Below are 17,177 nucleotides of genomic sequence, written 5' to 3'. Positions count from 1 at the left end.
GATGGGAATGATCGGTGAAATGCTGTCCTATCCATTTCTGGTCAGGGCTTTGGCAGGAGGGGTCCTGGTTTCCTTATGTGCGTCTCTTTTAGGGGTCAGCCTGGTGCTGAGACGGTATTCCATGATTGGCGACGGACTGTCCCATGTCTCCTTTGGAGCCTTGTCCTTTGCAGTGGCTTTTGGGTGGTCTCCTTTAAGGATATCGGTGCCGGTGGTGGTGGTGGCTGCATTTTTCCTTCTGCGGATCACAGAGAACGGAAAGATGAAAAGTGATGCGGCCATTGCCATGATATCTGCCGTTGCGCTGGCAGCGGGCATTATTGTCACCTCCATGACCACGGGAATGACTACGGATGTGAGCAGCTATATGTTTGGAAGTATACTGGCCATGAGTAAGGGGGATGTCCGTTTAAGCGTGATCCTGTCCTTTTTTGTGCTGGGACTGTTTTTGATCTGCTATAATAAGATTTTTTCCGTGACCTTTGATGAAAGCTTTGCAAGGGCAACGGGTGTGAACGTATCCTGGTATAATGTACTGATTGCGGTTTTAACCGCTGTTACCATTGTTCTGGGCATGAGGATGATGGGAGCCATGCTGATCTCCAGCCTCATTATTTTCCCGTCTCTTACTTCCATGCGGGTGTTTAAAAGCTTCCGGGGAGTGGTGGTATCCTCAGGGATCTTGTCGGTTGTGTGCTTTGTAATGGGTATGATGGCATCCTACCGTTATTCCATCCCGGCGGGAGCCAGCGTGGTGATGGTGAATCTGGCGGCGTTTCTGGTTTTCTCAGGGGCCGGATATGCGGCCAGGATGAGCCGGGCCGGTAAAAAGGCGGAACATGGGACCGCAGAAAAAGAGGAAAGACAGTGAAATGAACATAGAAGGAAAACAATTAAAGCGGCCTAAGTGGCATGTGAGCCAGACGCAGTTTATTGCTTATGGATTTTTTTGTTTGATTATGACAGGGGCACTTCTTTTAATGCTTCCTGTTTCCAGCAGGGATGGGCAGTCAGAAGATTTTTTAAGCTGCCTGTTTACAGCCACCAGTGCCTCCTGCGTAACAGGACTGATTGTCAGGGATACCTGGACCCAGTGGTCACTGTTTGGCCAGATGGTGATCCTGACCATGATACAGATCGGAGGCCTTGGGTTTGTCACGGTGGGCGTGTTTATTTCCATTGTGCTCAGGCGGAAGATCGGGTTAAAGGAGAGAGGGCTTTTACAGGAAAGCGTTAATACCCTGCAGATCGGCGGGGTCGTAAGGCTGGCCAAAGGCATCATAAAAGGCACCTGCCTTTTTGAAGGGGCCGGGGCCATTCTTCTGGCCATCCGTTTTATTCCGAAATACGGATTCTGGAGGGGGACGTTTTACGGCATTTTCCACTCCATTTCCGCGTTCTGTAATGCGGGATTTGATTTAATGGGAAATCAGACTCCCTACAGCTCCTTTGTCTCTTATTACGATGACTGGCTGGTGAACCTGGTGATCATGTCCCTGATCATCATAGGCGGTATCGGTTTTATCGTATGGGAAGATTTATACAGGCATAAGCTTCGCTTTAAAAAATATATGCTCCATACAAAAATGGTTTTGGTGAGCACCGCAGTCCTGGTTTTTGGAGGAGGGTTCCTGTTCTATCTGCTGGAACGGAACAACCTGCTGGTGGGGATGAATGCAAGCGGGCAGATCTTAACGTCTCTGTTCAGCTCCGTAACCGCCAGAACCGCCGGTTTTAATACCACCGATACGGCGGCGCTGACTAATGGGAGCAAGCTTCTGACCATAATCCTCATGTTCATCGGAGGAAGCCCCGGATCTACGGCAGGAGGAATTAAGACCACCACTGTATTTGTCCTTCTTATGTGCGTCCATTCCAATATCAAGCAAACCTACGGGGTCAATATTTTTGGAAGGCGTCTGGAAGATGCCGCCATCAAGCGTGCCGGAGCCATTTTGACCATCAACCTGTTCCTGGCTCTTTCCGCTTCCCTGGCCATTATGGCAATTCAGCCCCTGGGATTTTCGGACATACTGTTTGAAACCGCGTCTGCCATCGGAACGGTAGGAATGACCACAGGCATCACCAGAGATCTTTATTCCGTATCCCGGGTGATCATTATTATCCTTATGTACAGCGGAAGGATCGGAAGCTTATCGTTTGCCCTGGCATTTGCCCAGAGCCAGCGCAAGGCTCATGTGGCACAAGTGACGGAAACGATCAATGTAGGTTAAAGGAAAAGGAGTAAAATCATGAAATCAATATTAATTATTGGACTTGGCCGATTTGGTCATCATCTGTGCATCAATATGGCAAGACTTGGCAACGATATCATGATCGTGGACCAGAAGGAAGAGTTCCTGGAGGATTTACTTCCCTATGTTACCAGTGCAAAGGTAGGCGACTGCACCAATGAGACGGTCTTAAGAAGTTTGGGAATATCTAATTTTGATCTATGCTTTGTATGCATAGGGACGAATTTTCAGAGCAGTCTGGAAATCACCAGTCTGGTTAAGGAACTGGGAGGCAGAAGGGTGATCAGTAAGGCCAACCGTGATATCCATGCCAAATTCCTGCTGCGAAACGGAGCAGATGAAGTCATTTATCCGGACAGGGACATTGCGGAAAAGCTGTCTGTCCGTTACAGTACGGACCATGTATTTGACTATATTGAGCTGACGCCGGAATATTCCATTTATGAGATCCCGCCGCTTCCTGAATGGATCCACAAGTCCATAAGAGAAGTGGATATCAGAAACCGGTATCATATCAGCGTCCTTGGAATCAAGCGGGAAGGAAGAGCCCAGCTCATGCCGCCGGCGGATTATGTGATCCAGGCCCAGGAACATTTGATGGTGATTGGCAAAAGAGAGCATATTGAGCATATACTAAAGGAATTAAAGTAGAAGTGCGTAGGAGGTTTGATATGCCTGCATGGTTAGCTTCCAATGGTTCCACAGTTTTCATCGCCCTGATTCTTTTGGTGCTGGTGTGTTTTTCAGTCAGAAAGTTCATTAAAAATAAGAGAGGCGGCTGCTGCGGCTGTGGGGGCTGTGGCGGAGGCTGCAGTCATTGCCCCTTTGGGAAGTCTGAGGAAGAAGAGAAGGAGTTATAAAAGATAAAAGCCGAAGGAGGATGCCGCCTGTTTTTTGCGGTATCCTCCTTCGGCTTTTTTCCTTATTTTAAATCCAGTTTTAAGTCTCCGAATTTGATCCAGCCCATCTTTCTAAGTATTTCACCCAACAGAAGGGTGAGGAGGGCAGGAAGCAAAAAGCATACCATCAGGATTCCAAGCCACATGAAAGTCCCGCCTTTCATGGCAGTATAGACGCCGATGGGGCCTACCAGCCCGCAGGTGCCCATGCCGGAGCCTGCCGGTATGTTTTTTAGCCGGAATACCATGGTGGCTATGGGACCGGTTATCATGGAGGCAAGGGTGGGAGCGATCCAGACTTTTGGATTCTTCACAATGTTTCCCATCTGCAGCATGCTGGTGCCAAGACCCTGGGCCATAAGGCCGCCTACCCCGTTTTCCCGGAAGGAAAGGACGGCAAAGCCGATCATCTGTGCACAGCAGCCGGCTGTGGCGGCTCCTCCTGCCAGGCCGTCAAGGGATAAGGCGATGCAGATGGCAGCACTGCTGATGGGCAGGGTCAGGGCGATGCCGATCAGTGCGGATACCAGGATTCCCATAAATAATGGCTGGAGCTCGGTGGCTGTATTCACAAGAGAACCAAACCAGCTCATAAAGCCTGCCACTCCCGGTCCTACGGACTGGGCAATGAGGACTCCGGAAATGATGGTCACTCCCGGGGTGACCAGAATGTCCAGCCGGGTTTCCTTTGAGACGATCTTTCCCAGCTCCGTGGCAACCACCGTTGCAGCAAGAGCGCCTACAGGCCCGCCAAGAGCATTGCCGGCAATGCCCACGGTCGCTGCAGAAAAAAGGACCAGGGCAGGGGCATGAAGAGCATAGGCAATGGCAACTCCAAGGGCTGCTCCGGTTGCACTTTTCGCGTAATCCGCGATCACATTGAAAATAGTGAGATTGAATTGCTGACCCAGAGTACCGAATATGGTTCCGATCAAAAGTGACGCAAAAAGGCCAAATGCCATAGCACCCAATGCATCAATGAGATAGGTCTGGACAGTAATTGTGACGTTTTTCCTCTTGAGGAATTCTTTTACGCCGCCTGTTTCCATGTTAGAAATCTCCTTTAAATAGTTTGGTGCACACATTTGACCTTTGTCAAAGCAGTTGTCATGTATTCTACCATAAAATCATCAGATTGCAAGGTTTTTTGAAGGATTTTGCTAAAATTGATAATTTTTAAACAATATCCGCCGGAAAAACCCTTGGACCGCTGCTTGACTTTGTTTAAGGTTTGTGACACAATAAATAAATGTAATTTCATGTAAAACTCTGGAAAGAAAAGAGGTACCTATTAATATGACGAAAATTGATATTATTTCCGGTTTTCTTGGAGCCGGGAAAACAACTTTTATTAAGAAACTGCTGCAGGAAGCCATTGCTGGAGAGCAGGTTGTCCTGATTGAAAATGAATTTGGTGAAATCGGTATTGACGGAGGTTTTTTAAAGGATGCAGGGATCGAGATCAGGGAAATGAATTCCGGCTGTATCTGTTGCTCCCTGGTAGGTGATTTTGGTAAATCCCTTGAAGAAGTGCTGACAAAATACCATCCGGACCGGGTGATCATTGAACCGTCAGGAGTGGGAAAATTATCCGATGTCATGAAAGCGGTCATAGACGTAGCTTCTGAAGCGGAAGTGACCTTAAACAGTGCGGTTACCATTGTGGATGCACAGAAATGCAAAATGTACAGAAAAAATTTCGGTGAATTTTTTAACAATCAGATCGAAAATGCGGGAACCGTTGTATTGAGCCGTACGGATATCGCTTCTGCCGACAAGGCAGATCAGGCAGTCCAGATCATTCGGGAGCTGAATCCAAAGGCAACCGTTGTAACGACTCCATATGAGGAACTGACCGGAAAACAGCTTCTGGAGATCATTGAAAAACCGGATACAATGGCAGAGGATTTGATGAAGGAAGTAAAAGAGCGCCGTCATCACCATGAAGGGGAAGAATGCGGCTGCGGAGGCCACCATGACCATGAGGCAGAAGAATGCGGCTGTGGCGGCCATCATGACCATGAAGAAGAGCACAGCCACGAGCATCACCACCACGACCATGGCGAAGGCTGTAGCTGTGGCCACGATCACGGCCATGATGCGGATGAAGTATTTAACAGTTGGGGCCTTGAGAATGTAGGGGCTATGAGCAAAGAAGAGCTGGACAAGATTCTTGATGAGTTGGCTTATGGAGATCGTTTTGGTGATGTACTTCGTGCAAAGGGCATGATTCCAGGCGAAGAAAAGGGCACGTGGCTTTACTTTGACCTGGTTCCGGAGCAATACGAGATCCGGAACGGAGCGCCGCAATATACCGGCAAGATTTGCGTGATCGGAGCGAATTTAAAGGAAGAGGAACTTAAAAAGTCCTTTGGAAGATAATCGGAATGGAGGGAACCATGAGCAAAACGGATAAAATGGAAGACGACTTTATGCCGGTATTCCTCATAAATGGATTTTTAGAGTCTGGAAAGACCCAGTTCCTTCAGTTCACCATGGAACAGGATTATTTTAAGGCTGAAGGAAAAACCTTGTTGATTGTATGTGAAGACGGTGAAACCGAATATGACCAGTCCCTGTTAAAACGCACCAGGACAGCAGGGATATTTATTGAAAGCATTGAGGAGTTGAACCCGGACAGGCTTTTGGAGCTGGAACTGCTTTACAATCCGGAACGGGTTCTCATCGAATGGAATGGGATGTGGAGTATGGATGAATTGAAGCTCCCTGATGACTGGAAAATCCATCAGCAGATCACCTTGATCGACATGTCCACCTTTGACCTTTATTCTGCAAATATGAAGCCTTTGCTGTATTCCATGGTCCGAAATTCGGAGATGGTTATTTGCAACCGCTGCGACGGAATCGAAGATTTATCCGGATACCGGCGGACTCTTAAGGCCATGTGTCCCAAGGGGGAGATCGTATTTGAGGATTCCGATGGAGAGGTCAATGAGATTTCGGAGGAAGACCTGCCCTATGATATGAGTGCCGATGTGGTGGAAATTTCACCGGAAGCCTATGGCATCTGGTATATTGATTGTATGGAAAGACGGGACCGTTATGAGGGAAAGACCGTAGAATTTACCGCTATGGCTTTGAAAACTCCTGATTTCCCGAAAAATTATTTTGTGCCCGGACGTATGGCAATGACCTGCTGCGAGGATGATATGACCTTTTTGGGCTTTGTCACAAAGTCCAGGGAGGCAAGGGATTTAGAAACAAAGCAGTGGATCCGTGTCAAGGCAAAGATCGCCTATGAGTTCTGGAAAGATTATGAAGGAGAAGGCCCCGTATTGTATGCGGAGTCTGTGGTTCCGGCCCAGCCCATCAAAGGGTTTGTGCAGTTTTAGAAAAGAAACATAAGTCTGCTTCCAGAAATCAGAAATTGTCTCCCATGACATGAGTTTGGGCTGACAGAAAGCCGTCCTGCTGACAGTAAATCAGCAGGACGGCTTTGTTTGTATGGAAATTATTTCTTTCGCCTTTTTTACAACGAATATAAGGAAAGAGAAAAGCCGCAGGACTTCAAAAGTCTACGGCTTTTCTCAAAGATTCCAAACCTCTTATTGATCCAGGTGCTGGTTTTTCGGTTTTATTTTTAAAAAGTTACATGGGAGGCACTGGTGTGGGTCTGTCCGGATCAAAAACATCAGGAACATTAAACAGATCCGTTAAACTGTCGGGATAATAATACATCCGGTATCCGTCTAAGTTTCTCCGGGCCTGGCGGAAATAGTCGGTGCCCATCTGCATCCAGGCGGGTTTGCTGGCGTCCACGTTGCAGAAATAGCGGAACCCAAGGGATTTTAAATATGTAAAGCGCTCATTGTCATTGGTATAAGGAGTCCAGCTTCCGATATCACTTCCAAAGGGGAAGAGGATAATGTCCGTGGGGCCTGTTAAGGATTCAACGTTGCGTTTCCATTTATCACTGTCCGCCTTAAAATGGCTCATGTGTATGGTTCCCATATTCCGGTGGCCCCAACTGTGGGAGGCCAGCTCCCAGCCATGGTCTTTTAAGACCTGGGCTACCTTTGCAGCCTGTTCCCGGTCCGCTTCATAATTGGGATTGGTGTCTTTATAGGATTCATCTGTCCGGTATCCCAGGATCCCGTTATAGCCTGTAAAGGCCAGGATCCCCCTGGCTCCCTTATAGGAAAAGTCAGGATGGGTTTTTATAAAGGTTTCAAGAATGGGTACAAGATCGTAATCTCCCACAGAAACGCTGCCGTCAGCCATTTTCATCTCACAGGTGGGATATCCATCTTCTCCGATGATTATGCGGGAGGCAAAGCCGTCACCTTCCATATATTCATAATAGCAGACGTCATCCTGTGACAGGACAAAGGCTTTTTTGCCTGGGGGAAGCATGATATCGCCGTATACAAATTTTGGATTGCCGTTCTCATCCTTTCCTTCATAAGCAAGATCGTGAATCTTTACCAAAACATATCCCTTGTCATACATGGACTGCATGATCTTAAGAAATTCCGACGTGGTGGTCATCATCTGGTTGTAGCCTGCCTGTTTGGAATCTCCGTCAAAGGCTTTTGAATTATCCATAATAAGTGAATGGAAGAAAACATGGGTGACATCCTGGGGATTGATCCTCACCAGTGCATCCTTTGCGGTCTGATAGCCGGCAATGGCAGAGACAACCTCTTCCCGTGTGCTGAACCCGGGGTCAGACTGGAGGAGATTGATGGCTCCGTCGTAATCATACACTACAGCAAGAGCTTCCGCCTGGGAAAGAAGAGATTTTAAGTTTTCTTCATTGGCCTGTTCGCTTGATGTGGTCTCTGGGGTGGAAGGAGTCTGGGGGTCTTTCTCAGAAGGGAGCTCTGCGACTGAGGAATCTGCGGGCAATGCCTTGTTATTAAAGTTCTTGTTGATCGCAATTCCGCATAGGGTCAAAACAGTGACGATTAATATTCCCAGAATAACAATTAGGATAACCTGCAATGTCTTGCTCCGGCCTCTTCCGGAATAACCTCCGCGAAAGTCATGTTTGTTCATAGCTTAACCTCATAATTTCTGTAGTATTGGGGTAATATTGAAAAAACTGAAATATTCCCGGTACAAGTATAGCATACTTTGCCGGAAGATGAAATGAAAAGCAGGTAATTTTTTTTGGAAAAAGTGGCATATGTATGTGAAACAATCCCATACAATGGTACAAAGGAATTTTAGGGGATCGTGTATCATATGAAGAGAGTTACGGCATTAGTATTAAGCTGCCTTTTGCTGTTTTTCTGTTTGTGCTTTCCGGCGGCAGGGCAAGAGCCGGATATGGCGGTAGCCTCGGACATGATTATCCAGGCAGAAGAGGCCAAAAAGGTAAATGCAGAGGGAGGGCCGGCCTTACAGTCTCCCAGCGCCGTTCTGATGGAAGCGTCAACCGGACAGATTATTTATGAAAAAAACCCGGACGAAAAAAGGAGTCCTGCCAGCATTACGAAGATCATGACTCTGATACTTATTTTTGATGCGCTGGATTCCGGTAAGATCAAGCTGACGGATGAGGTTGTGACCAGCGCCCACGCAAAGTCCATGGGAGGTTCTCAGGTCTTTCTGGAAGAAGGAGAAGTGCAGACGGTGGATACCCTGATTAAGTGCATCGTAATCGCTTCAGGGAATGACGCCTCCGTAGCCATGGCAGAATACATAGCAGGAACAGAAGATGAATTCGTTAAGATGATGAATGAGAGGGCGGCAGGACTTGGGATGACCAATACCAATTTTGAAGACTGCTGCGGACTCACTGAGTCAGGCACTCATGTGACAACAGCCAGGGACATTGCGCTTATGTCCAGAGAACTGATCAATAAATATCCTCAGATCCATAATTATTCTACCATCTGGATGGAGAATATTACTCATGTAACAAAGCAGGGAACAAAGGAATTCGGCCTTTCCAATACCAATAAGCTTTTAAAAATGGCTACGAATTTCAATGTGACCGGTTTAAAGACCGGTTCCACATCAGTGGCAAAGTATTGTCTTTCTGCTACAGCGGAAAAGGATGGGGTCCGCCTTATTGCCTCGGTCATGGCAGCCCCGGATTACAAAATCAGGTTTGCCGACGCCCAGACTCTGTTGAACTACGGATATGCCAACTGCAAGCTGTATGAGGATAAGGAAATGCTTCCTCTTCCTGATATGGTGGTGGATAACGGAGTTGTGGATCAGGTCCCGTTAAAATATGGGGGCTCCTTTTCCTACTTAAGCCTTAAAGGGGAAGATTTTTCCACCATTGAAAAGAAGCTGGAGCTGGTGCCTTCCGTGTCCGCGCCTGTAGAAGAAGGGCAGAAGGCAGGAAACCTTATTTATAGCATTGGAGGGAAAAAGATAGGGGAAGTTCCCGTATTAACAGCCGAAGGGGTGAGAGAAGCCAAATTTACCGATTATTTTAAGCGCCTTTGGATGGCCTTTAATCTGTGACATATCATGGGATAAATTCTGCCCTGTAAGTGATGCACAAAAAATGTGTACCGCTTACAGGGCATTTTTTTCGTATTACGCAAAAATATTGCCGGTATACCTTGACCATTTCCCTTCTTTTTGTAAAAATATTGACGGAAGGTCCAGGAAAGGATAAGATTAATTCGTGCGCCGGCAGGAAAAGAGGTAATCCGCCGGGAAAAAGTGGTTTGAGGGAGGAAAACAATTGGGAGATCGATTGCTTGCCCTTTGGTATCAGATGTCTTTGAAGCGGAAACTGTACGTGATCATCGGAAGCGTGGGGATCATTATGGCGGCTTCCATTTTCATCAATCTGAAGGTGGCATATATTTTTATTAATGATGTGAGCATTATCATGGATGATAATCTGGCCTGTTACAAATTTCTGGAATCCATGGAAAATGAGAGCGGACGGTTTGCCCAGCTTCTGGCAAATGATACTCCGGAAAACCAGGCTGCATACCGGCAGGCCTGTCAGGAGACAAGGGAATATTTAAACAATCTGCCCTATGATTATGATAAAATCGGGGAAGAGCGCTACGGCATCACCTGGAACATCATAAATTGTTACGGCACCTATGAGAAGCAGCGGGAAAAGGTGGCGGCTATGAGGCAGAATGAGCCTGGCTATATTAAGGAACTATATAAAACATACAGTATGCAGAAATATTTAGACAGCTATGGGACGCGCCTGACCAAGGTGGTTTTAATGGGAGGGAACGATTATTACGAGATCCAGATCCCTGTGCTTAAACGTATGCCTTATATTCTGGTTGCCATCAGCATTGTCGCTTTTTTTGTGCTTATGATCCTTTTGCGCTTTATTACGGGCAGCATTGTAAAAACAGTGGTGCAGCTTGCCACAGTCTCAGGTAAGATCGAAAAGAACGATTTCTCATCTCCTGACGTCCGCTGGGATGGAAGGGATGAGATCGGACAACTGGTGAGCGCATTCAACAAAATGAAGCACGCCACACGGGATTATATTACCGCTACAGAGGATAAACGGTTAATGGAAGAAAAACTGTACCGGCAAGAACTGGAGAGGGCAGAGCTTGAGAAACGGTTTTCCATGGCCCAGCTTCAGTTGATCAAAAGTCAGTTAAATCCCCACTTTCTCTTTAATACGCTGAATATGATCACCAGGATGGCCCAGATGGAAGAAGCGCCGGTGACGGAGGAAATGCTGGTGGCCATCAGCAGCCTTCTTCGTTACAGTCTCCGCACGTCCAATGCCTTTGAACCTCTTGAACAGGAGTTAAAGGTGGTGAGGGATTACATGTACATCCAGAAAATGCGCTTTGGAGACCGGATCCAATGGGAAATCCACTGCGGCACGGACTTATACCAGGAGGAAGTGCCGGTCTTTATGCTGCAGCCGCTGGTGGAAAATGCGGTAATCCACGGCATACAGGAAAAGGAAAACGGAGGAAACATTGACATACGGATCGAGAAACGGGGAGCGCTTTTATGTATATCCGTAGCAGATACCGGAAAGGGCATGGACCCGGAAACCCTTGCAGCGATCAGGGAAGCCGTTGAAACAAAGGGGACCGGGCTTGGAATCGGGCTTGGGAATATATATAGAAGGATTTCTTATTACTATGAATATGGGAAGGTAACCATTGACAGCGGCGAAAACAGCGGCACAGTGGTACAGATAGAATTTGGCCGGAGAAGGGATATGATAGATCATGTATCGGTTGATGATAGTGGAAGATGAGATGATTGAGCGGATTGTGCTTAAAAAGATGCTTTTAAAGAAGTTCGGAGGAGAGTGTCATGTTTTTGAAGCGCAGAACGGAAAAGAAGCGGTGGAGATTTTTAAAAGGGAAGATATCCAGGTGGTGATCCTGGATATCGGGATGCCGGGAATGAACGGAATCCAGGCTGCGGAGATCATGAGGAAAGAAAAGAAAGATTGCTGCCTTATTTTTCTGACAGCCTATGACCGTTTTGATTATGCAAAAAAGGCGATCTCCATCAGGGCTATGGAATATCTGCTGAAGCCTTATTCCCAGAAAGAGGTTTTGAATGTGGTTGAGGAGGCTCTGCGGCTTGCCGGAGAGCAGGAGGACAGGCAGGGAGGAATAAAACCCCATAAGGAGGAGAAAGATGCCGAAGCGCCGTCCAAGGAGGAAAAGGACCATCAGTCCTTAGAGGATGAGTCTGATTTTAGCGGAAGCCGTTTGTCTGTGATGACATCCATGGTGGAGGAATACATCCGGTCCAATTATATGAATGATATTTCCATGAGCGAAACAGCCCGGGCCGTTGGATATTCGGAGCCTTACTTTTGCAGGATGTTCAAGCTGCAGTTCGGGCAGAGTTTTACCTCCTATCTGGCGGAATACAGGGTGGGGGAAGCGAAAAAGCTTTTAACCCAGCCTAATGTGATCGTTAAGGAGGTAGGGGTCAGGGTGGGATATATGGATTCCAATTATTTTACAAAGGTTTTTAAGCGTCTGGAAGGGGTGAATCCTTCGGAGTACCGAATGGCCAGACTAAAAGACCTCCAAAGTTAACCTGATTGTAAAAAATGCCTGTCATGATGAGATGACAGGCATTTTTTATGTGCATTTAACTGAAAAGACAAAATTCTACTATGGATGATAAAAAGTTACGATAGAATCTGCCGGGGCCAGTAGGTATAATGAATTCAAACACATGAAGTGTATACAAAGCAGAGAGGAGGAAGGGGCATGGAACAGGAACTGTTTCGAATGGAAGGGATAAGTAAAAGCTTCCCCGGAGTCAAGGCTCTCGATAAAGTAAGTCTGTCGGTTAATAAGGGGGAGGTCCTGGGGCTTGTCGGTGAAAACGGAGCCGGTAAATCCACCCTGATGAAGATTTTGTCCGGTGTGCACCGGGCAGATGAAGGTGAAATATTCATTGAAGGAAATAAGGTGGACATTGATTCCGTTGCAAAGGCCCATGAGCTTGGTGTATGTATCATCATGCAGGAGTTGAATATGTGCGGTCATCTTAGTGTGGCAGACAATATATTCATCGGCAGGGCTCATAAAAAAGGAATTTTCATCGATGACAGCAAGATGCATGAGGAAGCTCAGAAGATCCTGGAGGACCTGGGCATTGAATTGAATACCTATGCCCACGTGGGGAGCTTAAGCATTGCCCAGCAGCAGATGGTGGAAATTGCAAAAGCGATCAGCTTTCATTCGAAAATACTGGTTCTTGATGAGCCGACGGCAACTCTTACGGAAAAAGAGATCGATCAGTTGTTCGGGATCATCCGCCGTTTAAAGGAAAAGGGAGTTGGCATGGTGTATATTTCCCACCGAATGGCAGAGCTTAATCAGATCTGTGAACGGGTTACGATCATCAGGGATGGCCAGTACATAGGCACCAGGAATCTTAACGAAATTACCATGGATCAGTTGGTGAACATGATTGTTGGGCGTTCTTTGGAGGATAAGTATCCTAAATACAAGCGAACCATTGGAGAAATTGTACTTGAGGCCAGAAATGTCCGCAGAGGCACAAAAGTGAATGCGGATTATTTTTATGTGAGAAAGGGAGAGATTCTTGGAATATCAGGACTGGTAGGAGCGGGAAGAACAGAGCTTATGCGCTGCATCTTTGGTGCGGATCAGGCGGATTCCATGGAACTGACCCTGGAAGGCAAACCCATCAAGGTGAATTCTGTGATCCAGGCCATTAAGCATGGGATCGGATATGCCACAGAGGACCGGAAGCGGGATGGTCTGGCTCTTGGCCTTGATATCAAATATAACACGAACATGGCCCATCTTCCAAACATTACCCGTTATGGATTTATCAATGACAAGGAAGGGCTTAAGAATGCGGAAAAATATGTGGAGCTTCTGCGCACGAAAACTCCAAGCGTGCATCAGCTTTGCGGGAATCTTTCCGGAGGCAACCAGCAAAAGGTAGTTTTAGCCAAATGGCTGTGCAACGATGTAAAGGTGCTGATCGTTGACGAACCAACCAGAGGAATCGATGTGGGAGCCAAATTTGAGGTGTATGAGCTGTTTAACAAGCTGAGCGCCCAGGGAGTGTCCATCATCATGATTTCCTCAGAGCTTCCCGAGATCCTTGGTATGAGTGACAGGATTCTGGTCATCCATCAGGGAGAGATCAACGGGGAATTGGATGCAAAGACCGCTACTCAGGAAGATATCCTGTATCTTGCGGCAGGTTATAACAAACTAGAAGGAAAACCGGCGCCAATATTATCAGGCGGCGGTAATAGAAAGGGAGAGTAAGGATGGGAAACTTAAAAACAAAGGGACAGGACAAGAAAGGCGGTTCGTTCAACAAGTTAAATGCAGCCACACGGCGGGCAATCTACTCATTGTGCATCCTGGTCGGACTGTTTGTGCTGTTTTCGATTCTTCAGCCTGCTAAATTTTTAGCTCCGGCCAATTTACAGAACCTTCTGCAGCAGATCGTTACCTATACCATCATCGGCTGCGGCCTGACCTTCTGTCTGGTCTGCGGTGGAAACGATTTATCAGCAGGTGCTTCCATGGCATTGTCAGGCATTATTATGGTATCACTTCTGATGCAGGGACTGCCTCTTGTGGTATGTATCGCCCTTTGCCTGATCATGGGTATTATGACAGGTATTATGAATGGTTTTTTTATAGAAATTCTGGGCGTTGTGCCATTTGTTGCGACTCTGGCAACCCAGTGGGTATACCGGGGCATGGCAAACGTGCTTGTAAACGGTGCGCCCCTGTATACCACAAACATTCCTTCTAAGGCCATACAGAAGCAGTTTTACGTTCTGGGCGGCGGAAGGATCGGAGGGGATGGACTTCCCTACAGCGTTATCATCACTTTGGTATATGCTGTGGTTTTAGGAATTGTTCTTGCAAAAATGAGGATCGGACGCCAGATCTATGCCTGTGGTTCCAACTTAGAGGCTGCAAAGCTTTCCGGCATTAACGCAGTAAAAACCCGTATGTTTGCCTATTGTATTTCCGGTTTATCTGCAGCAATCTGCGGAATCCTGGTTGCTTCCCGTCTTTCCAGCGCCCAGCCAACAGCAGGAAACGGATACGAGATGGAAGCCATTGCAGCGTCTGTATTGGGTGGAATCTCCATCCTGGGCGGAGAAGGAACGATTCTTAATACGGTGATCGGAGCATTGATGATGGGAGTAATCCGGAACGGACTGAACTTAAACGGTGTCAATTCGTTCTGGCAGCAGATGATCGTAGGTATTATCCTGTTGATCGCAGTTGCATCCCAGACGGCGAAGAAGAGCGGAGACTTAGGGGCAATCAAGCGGTTTTTTGGCTTGAAAAAATAAAAACAATCAATTCAGGAGGAAAAGAAGAATGAGAAAAGTAACGGCAGTTTTGTTGGCAGCGGCTATGGCAGTTGCCGGTCTGACCGGCTGTGGAAGCAAGTCAAGCAGCGGAACACCGGCTGTAACCACGGCAGGAGAAACCAGCCAGGGAGCGGAAAAGACTGGAGAGTCAAAGGATTCAGCCAAGGGTGAAACAGCAAAAAGCGACAAGACCATTTACGTAATCGTAAAGGTTTTAGGAAACCAGTACTGGAGCGTGCTTCAGGCCGGTGCAGAACAGGCCGGTAAGGAACTGGGCTGTAACGTAGTAGTAGTAGGAACCGCTCTGGAATCAGATATCGAAGGCCAGCTTACCCTGCTGCAGAATGCAGTATCCGCACAGGCAGATGGAATCGTTATCGCTCCTTTGGACAGTGTATCCCTTGACGCGCCTATTACAGAAGCGTATAATTCAGGAATACCGGTAGTTCTGGTAGATACAGTGATCAATAGCGAAAACTACAGCGCAGCTCTTCTGACCAACAACGTGGAAGCAGGAAAGGTTGCTGCTGAGGAACTGATCCGCAGGCTGAAAGATAAGGGAGTTTCTGAAACAGAAGATACCCAGATCGCCATTCAGGTTGGCTCCACCGGTTCTCAGACAATCAATGACCGTGTTAAGGGCTTTAATGAGTACTGGAAGGATAATGCGCCTGAGAAATGGCAGGTTTTAAACAACGATATTAAGGTAAACGATGGAGATATCAGCAAGGCAGTAGGATTCTGCCAGGACTTTATCACCACATATCCTAACTTAAAGGCAGTGTTTGGTCCTAACAACGGTTCTACCGTAGGCTTTGTAACCGGCCTTACAGAATCAGGACGCACCGACATTTCCATGGTTGGATTTGATTTCTCAGCGGAAATTGAAACCATGATCCGCAGCGGTGAATACGATGTATCTTCTGTGGTACAGCGCCAGTATTATATGGGATATGACGGCGTAAAGACAGCCCTGGAAATGTCCAATGGAAACCAGGTGACAGAAAAAACTGTGGATACAGGCGTAATTCTGGTAAATACTGATAATGTGGATGATTCTGAGGTACAGAGCATCATCAATCCATAATCAAAAAACAATATAAGACATCAGACGCTTCCCCTGTGCCCAGGGGAGGCGTTTTGGGGGTAGAAGGAATGGATAAACGAATTGTAAAAGGGGTGGTGCAGGCTTTTTTTGTGGCGGCTGCCGTTTACTTTTTTTTCAGTATCCTGAAATTGGGAAATCCGGGGGAAGCCCTTTTTTTAGCAGGCAGGAAAGAAGCGCCGGAATATGTATTTTCCTATGCGGATAACCAGCCGGAGGATTATCCCACGGTACAGGGAGCCAGGAAATTTGCAGAACTGGTGTATCAGAAGACCGATGGAAGGATCAAGATCAATGTGTTTGCAGGCGGTGAAATGGGAAGTGAAAACGAAGTGGTGGAACAGCTTCAATACGGTGGCATTGATTTTGCCCGGGTTTCGGTCATGATGCTGGCTGATATGATGCCCAGGTTTAATGTGCTGCAGCTTCCTTACCTGTACCGGGATGAAACGCATATGTGGAAGGTCCTTGACGGAGAGATCGGAGAAGAATTTAAAAAGGAACTGGAAGGGAGCGATCTTGTGGCCCTTTCCTGGTACGATGCGGGAGCCAGACATTTTTACAATTCCTCCGGTCCCATAAAACGTATGGAGGATATGAAAAAAATGCGCATCCGGGTTGCAAAGTCCGACATGATGGCTGCTATGGTGGAGGCTTTGGGGGCCAGGGCAGTGCCAATGGCTTATTCGGAAGTATATGCGGCCCTGGAAACCAGCAGCATTGACGGCGCGGAAAACAACTGGCCTTCCTATGAAACCATGAAGCATTATGAGGTGGCCAAATACATCACTTTAGATGCCCACAGCCGGATTCCTGAGATGCAGCTTGCCTCCCAGTCCACCTGGGAACAGTTAAGTGAGGCGGACAGGGAAATTATCACGTCCTGCGGGGAGGAGTCCGCCCGGTATGAAAGGCAGTTGTGGGAGATCCGGGAGCAGAATGACAGGGACCGGCTGACAAAGGCCGGTTGTGTTGTCACGGAACTGAGCCCGTCGGAACTGGTGCGCTTTCGTGCGGCTGTTATGAAGGTTTATCAGATGTACTGCAGCGAATACATTGATGTTGTGAACCGGATCGCCCAGGTACGGTGATGGATTGGAGTTTGGGGATTAAGTAAGGAAATGATAGCGGAT

The 17,177-nt window shown here is 47.3% G+C and carries 15 protein-coding genes; 13 read left to right on the top strand and 2 right to left on the bottom strand.

Going from position 1 to position 17,177, the window contains the following annotated elements:
- Window position 1 precedes the first annotated feature (1 nt).
- Genes ACYVD3_RS00200 through ACYVD3_RS00185 form a run of 4 tightly spaced genes read left to right on the top strand, consistent with a single transcriptional unit; the run spans window position 2 to window position 3,115 of the window.
- Window positions 2–871, top strand: a complete 870-nt coding sequence (locus ACYVD3_RS00200) for a metal ABC transporter permease (RefSeq protein ID WP_460640491.1) — start codon at window positions 2–4, stop codon at window positions 869–871.
- 1 nt (window position 872) lies between these two features.
- Window positions 873–2,234, top strand: coding sequence for a TrkH family potassium uptake protein (locus ACYVD3_RS00195; RefSeq protein WP_460640599.1), 1,362 nt, complete (start codon window positions 873–875; stop codon window positions 2,232–2,234).
- An 18-nt stretch (window positions 2,235–2,252) separates the two neighbouring features.
- Entirely contained in the window at window positions 2,253–2,906 is a 654-nt protein-coding gene (locus tag ACYVD3_RS00190) for a potassium channel family protein (RefSeq protein WP_460640490.1), read from the top strand.
- Between the two features lie 20 nt (window positions 2,907–2,926).
- Window positions 2,927–3,115 carry a FeoB-associated Cys-rich membrane protein gene (locus tag ACYVD3_RS00185; RefSeq protein ID WP_460640489.1) on the top strand — a complete coding sequence of 63 codons (189 nt, stop codon included), beginning with the start codon at window positions 2,927–2,929 and terminating at the stop codon, window positions 3,113–3,115.
- Window positions 3,116–3,177: 62 nt separating this feature from the next.
- Here the strand turns inward: ACYVD3_RS00185 and ACYVD3_RS00180 are convergent, their stop codons facing one another.
- Window positions 3,178–4,203 (bottom strand): PTS transporter subunit IIC, encoded by a 1,026-nt coding sequence (locus tag ACYVD3_RS00180; protein ID WP_460640488.1) that lies wholly within the window; start codon window positions 4,201–4,203, stop codon window positions 3,178–3,180.
- Between the two features lie 247 nt (window positions 4,204–4,450).
- Between ACYVD3_RS00180 and ACYVD3_RS00175 the strand changes: the two genes are divergently transcribed.
- Window positions 4,451–5,536 (top strand): CobW family GTP-binding protein, encoded by a 1,086-nt coding sequence (locus ACYVD3_RS00175; protein ID WP_460640487.1) that lies wholly within the window; start codon window positions 4,451–4,453, stop codon window positions 5,534–5,536.
- 17 nt (window positions 5,537–5,553) lie between these two features.
- The gene (locus tag ACYVD3_RS00170; RefSeq protein WP_460640486.1) at window positions 5,554–6,507 is read left to right on the top strand and encodes a TIGR03943 family putative permease subunit; all 954 of its coding nucleotides are present in this window, start codon (window positions 5,554–5,556) and stop codon (window positions 6,505–6,507) included.
- Between the two features lie 256 nt (window positions 6,508–6,763).
- On the opposite strand, the gene ACYVD3_RS00165 is transcribed toward ACYVD3_RS00170, so the two are convergent.
- A complete protein-coding gene (locus tag ACYVD3_RS00165; protein WP_460640485.1) occupies window positions 6,764–8,173 on the bottom strand; it encodes a polysaccharide deacetylase family protein in 1,410 nt (469 codons plus the stop codon).
- A gap of 189 nt (window positions 8,174–8,362) precedes the next feature.
- Between ACYVD3_RS00165 and ACYVD3_RS00160 the strand changes: the two genes are divergently transcribed.
- The 7 genes from ACYVD3_RS00160 (at window position 8,363) to ACYVD3_RS00130 (ending at window position 17,135) form a co-directional block, all read left to right on the top strand.
- On the top strand, window positions 8,363–9,598 hold the full coding sequence (locus tag ACYVD3_RS00160) for a D-alanyl-D-alanine carboxypeptidase family protein (protein ID WP_460640484.1): 1,236 nt from the start codon (window positions 8,363–8,365) through the stop codon (window positions 9,596–9,598).
- Between the two features lie 226 nt (window positions 9,599–9,824).
- A complete protein-coding gene (locus tag ACYVD3_RS00155) occupies window positions 9,825–11,342 on the top strand; it encodes a sensor histidine kinase (protein WP_460640483.1) in 1,518 nt (505 codons plus the stop codon).
- Complete coding sequence (locus ACYVD3_RS00150; RefSeq protein WP_460640482.1) at window positions 11,314–12,144, top strand: response regulator transcription factor; 831 nt, start codon at window positions 11,314–11,316, stop codon at window positions 12,142–12,144. Before ACYVD3_RS00155 ends, ACYVD3_RS00150 begins: the two co-directional genes overlap by 29 nt.
- A 177-nt stretch (window positions 12,145–12,321) precedes the next feature.
- Window positions 12,322–13,866 (top strand): sugar ABC transporter ATP-binding protein, encoded by a 1,545-nt coding sequence (locus ACYVD3_RS00145; protein ID WP_460640481.1) that lies wholly within the window; start codon window positions 12,322–12,324, stop codon window positions 13,864–13,866.
- Between the two features lie 2 nt (window positions 13,867–13,868).
- Entirely contained in the window at window positions 13,869–14,918 is a 1,050-nt protein-coding gene (locus ACYVD3_RS00140; RefSeq protein WP_460640480.1) for an ABC transporter permease, read from the top strand.
- Between the two features lie 28 nt (window positions 14,919–14,946).
- Window positions 14,947–16,026, top strand: coding sequence for a substrate-binding domain-containing protein (locus ACYVD3_RS00135; protein ID WP_460640479.1), 1,080 nt, complete (start codon window positions 14,947–14,949; stop codon window positions 16,024–16,026).
- 68 nt (window positions 16,027–16,094) lie between these two features.
- Window positions 16,095–17,135, top strand: coding sequence for a TRAP transporter substrate-binding protein (locus tag ACYVD3_RS00130; RefSeq protein WP_460640478.1), 1,041 nt, complete (start codon window positions 16,095–16,097; stop codon window positions 17,133–17,135).
- Window positions 17,136–17,177 lie beyond the last annotated feature (42 nt).

The organism is Lacrimispora brassicae (assembly GCF_054772055.1).
Note: the sequence above shows the minus strand (reverse complement) of the source record. Positions and strands in the feature narration are given on the sequence as shown.

Bases quoted from the DNA above. Each gene is read 5' to 3' on its own strand.
- ACYVD3_RS00200 (WP_460640491.1), top strand. From the start codon at position 2: ATGGGAATGATCGGTGAAATGCTGTCCTATCCATTTCTGGTCAGGGCT.
- ACYVD3_RS00195 (WP_460640599.1), top strand. From the start codon at position 873: ATGAACATAGAAGGAAAACAATTAAAGCGGCCTAAGTGGCATGTGAGC.
- ACYVD3_RS00190 (WP_460640490.1), top strand. From the start codon at position 2,253: ATGAAATCAATATTAATTATTGGACTTGGCCGATTTGGTCATCATCTG.
- ACYVD3_RS00185 (WP_460640489.1), top strand. From the start codon at position 2,927: ATGCCTGCATGGTTAGCTTCCAATGGTTCCACAGTTTTCATCGCCCTG.
- ACYVD3_RS00180 (WP_460640488.1), bottom strand. From the start codon at position 4,203: ATGGAAACAGGCGGCGTAAAAGAATTCCTCAAGAGGAAAAACGTCACA.
- ACYVD3_RS00175 (WP_460640487.1), top strand. From the start codon at position 4,451: ATGACGAAAATTGATATTATTTCCGGTTTTCTTGGAGCCGGGAAAACA.
- ACYVD3_RS00170 (WP_460640486.1), top strand. From the start codon at position 5,554: ATGAGCAAAACGGATAAAATGGAAGACGACTTTATGCCGGTATTCCTC.
- ACYVD3_RS00165 (WP_460640485.1), bottom strand. From the start codon at position 8,173: ATGAACAAACATGACTTTCGCGGAGGTTATTCCGGAAGAGGCCGGAGC.
- ACYVD3_RS00160 (WP_460640484.1), top strand. From the start codon at position 8,363: ATGAAGAGAGTTACGGCATTAGTATTAAGCTGCCTTTTGCTGTTTTTC.
- ACYVD3_RS00150 (WP_460640482.1), top strand. From the start codon at position 11,314: ATGTATCGGTTGATGATAGTGGAAGATGAGATGATTGAGCGGATTGTG.
- ACYVD3_RS00145 (WP_460640481.1), top strand. From the start codon at position 12,322: ATGGAACAGGAACTGTTTCGAATGGAAGGGATAAGTAAAAGCTTCCCC.
- ACYVD3_RS00140 (WP_460640480.1), top strand. From the start codon at position 13,869: ATGGGAAACTTAAAAACAAAGGGACAGGACAAGAAAGGCGGTTCGTTC.
- ACYVD3_RS00135 (WP_460640479.1), top strand. From the start codon at position 14,947: ATGAGAAAAGTAACGGCAGTTTTGTTGGCAGCGGCTATGGCAGTTGCC.
- ACYVD3_RS00130 (WP_460640478.1), top strand. From the start codon at position 16,095: ATGGATAAACGAATTGTAAAAGGGGTGGTGCAGGCTTTTTTTGTGGCG.